The 3327-nt window shown below is 31.6% G+C and carries 5 protein-coding genes; 2 read left to right on the top strand and 3 right to left on the bottom strand.

Features of this window, described 5'->3' with window-relative positions; translation table 11 throughout:
* The 3 genes from AB8B65_RS19885 to AB8B65_RS19875 form a co-directional block, all read right to left on the bottom strand.
* Positions 1 to 183, bottom strand: a 183-nt coding sequence (locus tag AB8B65_RS19885) for a helix-turn-helix domain-containing protein (protein ID WP_405303032.1), incomplete at its 3' end; no start/stop codon positions are given.
* Between the two features lie 131 nt (positions 184 to 314).
* Complete coding sequence (locus tag AB8B65_RS19880) at positions 315 to 1757, bottom strand: ATP-binding protein (RefSeq protein ID WP_405303031.1); 1443 nt, start codon at positions 1755 to 1757, stop codon at positions 315 to 317.
* Between the two features lie 177 nt (positions 1758 to 1934).
* Positions 1935 to 2174, bottom strand: coding sequence for an integrase core domain-containing protein (locus AB8B65_RS19875; protein WP_405303030.1), 240 nt, complete (start codon positions 2172 to 2174; stop codon positions 1935 to 1937).
* A 115-nt stretch (positions 2175 to 2289) separates the two neighbouring features.
* On the opposite strand from AB8B65_RS19875, the gene AB8B65_RS19870 reads away from it, so the two are divergent.
* A complete protein-coding gene (locus AB8B65_RS19870) occupies positions 2290 to 2748 on the top strand; it encodes a helix-turn-helix domain-containing protein (RefSeq protein WP_405303029.1) in 459 nt (152 codons plus the stop codon).
* A gap of 97 nt (positions 2749 to 2845) precedes the next feature.
* On the top strand, positions 2846 to 3327 hold a 482-nt coding region (locus tag AB8B65_RS19865), incomplete at its 3' end, for an IS3 family transposase (protein ID WP_405303028.1).

The following is a 3327-nucleotide window of genomic DNA, read 5'->3' as shown; positions in this document are numbered from 1 at the left end:
ACTGTGTTTTTTAATCCAATAGGCAATGGTGGTTCTTGGAACATCATATTTTTTGGAAGCGAAGTTAGTTGAGATTTGACCATTCTGAATTTGGTCAACGACGAATAATTTGGTTTCTAAGGTTGCCTTTTGGTGCTTTTTTTCTGCCAGTGTTGTTTTTGGTTTTTCATAAGTGACTATCATTAATTGATGAATTTTTAGTCAACCTATTTCAGGAAAGTATATGTGAGGGATTGTGCCTAACGTCCCGTGTATGGTGTCGTAGTATCCCGTAGGGTGCTATGTACTATACACATTGTTGTGCTTTCGTTTTTTTACTTATTAGTTTTCATTTTTAGCGTGATTTCTCCAATATTGTAAGCATATATAGAAGCAGGGAGAAATGTGAATTTCAAATCTTTTGTTTCTTGCATTCCTATTTTATCAATTGAAGTAACAACGGCAGCTTTAAATTTATTTTCTTCACAAAATTTAATTAAACTCTTCAATTCTTGAGGTTTATCAAAATATCTGTTACTCCATTTAATTTCCACTCCCCAAATAGGTTTATAATTTTTGTCATCCACTAAAACAAGATCTACTTCCCCTTCCTTTCTACCGTCTTTCCACCTAGCATATGTTAAGTCCAATTGCTCTCTATGCATCCATTGTGAAAGAATTGCTGTTTCAACCATGTTTCCCATTTCCTGATCTGTTTCACTTATTGGAGAAAATAATGCAGTCCGAAGTGATGGATTTGTAAGATATACTTTGAAGCTCGTTATTCTTTTTAATCTTTTTGCATTGATTCCAACCTTATTTAACACCTTAATTAGGAAAGCCGATTCTAAGTATTCTAGATATTTTTTTAAAGTATCCTTTTGAATTCCACTTTCTTTAGACATTTTTTCATATGAAAATTCATTTCCAGTATTATACGCTATATATGTAAAGAATCTGTTTAATTCTTGGATATCTTTGATTCCGTACAAGCTTGGCAAGTCTCGAAGTAAAACTTTGTCTACAATATCATTTTTCACATATCGACCCATATCTCCCTGTATTTTTTCAGATAATACAACCTCTGGATATCCTCCAAAATTTAAATAATGGATAAATTCTTTATTTAGCGCTTTTGAGTCATGAGTTAAGCAATAATCTATATTCTTGCCTCCATATTGAATATCACCTTTAAAAATTAAATGGTCTAATTTTTTTAAATGGATATATTCTTGAAAAGTTAATGGAGGTAACAAGAAATCAGTAAATCTACCCGCTCCGCTTTCCGTACTGTGCCATTTCAACGCTGCGGCTGCTGAGCCAGAAACAATGAATTTGGTTTCAGGATATGAGTCAACCAGTACTTTTAAATGCCTTTCCCAATCTTTTAAGTATTGTATTTCATCAAAAAAGACATAACAACCATTAAGGTTTTGAAGGTTTAAAGATTCTTTACATAGAGTTAAAACGTCTTCTAGACTTAAATTGACATAAATCGGATTGTCAATTCCGATAAAGAATAGTTTATGAGAATTTTTTCCTTCTTTCAGTAAGTTTTGGATGCAATGAAATAACATTACAGTTTTACCAACCCTTCTTGGCCCCATTAGTACTAAAGCTCGATTAATGCTACTTTCAAGGACGAATGGATAAAAAAGATCAAAATATAATCTCTTGGACATTGAGCTATATGTGTTCGGTATCTCTTTCGTGATCCACCATGGATTTTCATAGCGAAGTCGTTCAATAATTTTTTCTGTCGGAATAAGGTTTAACATTGTTGTATTTTTATCTTAAAATGACAAATTTAAATAAAATAAGTAGATTAAAAACTATCTATTGTTACAAATAGTGAACATATACGATGTATATAGGAGGTAGATACGGTTAATTCGACAATCGAACCTCATTATTCAATGTCTAGTCCTGAAATATGGCTACAGGTTAAAATTAAATTAAGCTGATAATTGATATACCATATTAGGTGTTTTATAATCTAAAGATAAGTATAATCTTATTTCGTTGTATAGATTAATTGCATTTTTTGTTGCTTTCTTTGAGTGTTGCAGGCTATCAAATGTTTGATCGAGATAGAACTCATCTTTTAAGATTCCATTTACACGCTCTGCCATTGCGTTTTCGTAACAATGATTTTCTTCTGTCATACTAATACCGATATTGTTTCTCTTTAACATTTGAGTGCAAAGGTTACTGCAATACTGTGTGCCTCTATCTGAATGATGAACATATTGTTAATGTACTTTCCTGAAATAGGTTGACTAAAAATTCATCAATTAATGATAGTCACTTATGAAAAACCAAAAACAACACTGGCAGAAAAAAAAGTACCAAAAAGCAACCTTAGAAACCAAATTATTCGTCGTTGACCAAATTCAGAATGGTCAAATCTCAACTAACTTCGCTTCCAAAAAATATGATGTTCCAAGAACCACCATTGCCTATTGGATTAAAAAACACAGTACTTTAGTTCAACAAAACAAGGGTATGAGTAAAAACGATGAAATTAAAAAATTAAAGGAACGTATTGAAGAATTGGAGTTCGTAAAAGACTTTCAACAAGATATTATCGCAGATATGGAAATCATTACTGGAGTTGATTTGTCAAAAAAGTCATTGCCCAAAACATTAGCAAAAGAGATAGAACTAAAAAAGAAAAACATTTTAAAACAAAGTGGATCTATCAATGTTTTGGGATTAGTAAACAAGCCTACTACAAAAGACTTAAAGCACAACAAGTCAAACAAATAAACGATGCCAAAATAATTAAAATGATTAAAATTATCGCAAAAAAGTAGGACAAAGAACCGGTGGTATCAAACTATATGCTGAACTTAAACAAGACTTTATGAACCAAGGAATTAAAATAGGAAGAGACAAGTTCTATGACCTTTTAAGGCTTCATAATTTACTAGTACCTAAACTTAAAAATTACATCACAACAACCAATTCTAAGCATCAATTTAGAAAATATAAAAACCTAATTAAAGACCAAGTGCCAACTAGACCAGAACAACTCTGGGTAAGCGATATAACCTATATTAAAACAAATAATGAACATAACTATTTAGCAATTGTGACAGATGCCTATTCTAAGCAAATTATGGGCTATAATCTCGACAATCATATGAAAACTTCTCTCTGCACAAAAGCACTTCAAATGGCTATTAAAAACAGAAAATACCCTACTAAAAAGCTCATTCATCATTCGGATAGAGGGTTTCAGTACTGCAACCCTAAATATGCACAATTCGCTGAAAAAAATGGAATTACAATGAGTATGACTGAACAATATGACCCCTATGAAAATGCAATTGCTGAAAGAATCAA

The sequence above is a fragment of the Kordia sp. genome (assembly GCF_045105435.1).
Lineage (GTDB): Bacteria > Bacteroidota > Bacteroidia > Flavobacteriales > Flavobacteriaceae > Kordia.
Note: the sequence above shows the minus strand (reverse complement) of the source record. Positions and strands in the feature narration are given on the sequence as shown.

Coding starts and splice junctions, on each gene's coding strand:
- AB8B65_RS19880 (WP_405303031.1), bottom strand. CDS start 1,757: ATGTTAAACCTTATTCCGACAGAAAAAATTATTGAACGACTTCGCTAT.
- AB8B65_RS19875 (WP_405303030.1), bottom strand. CDS start 2,174: ATGTTAAAGAGAAACAATATCGGTATTAGTATGACAGAAGAAAATCAT.
- AB8B65_RS19870 (WP_405303029.1), top strand. CDS start 2,290: ATGAAAAACCAAAAACAACACTGGCAGAAAAAAAAGTACCAAAAAGCA.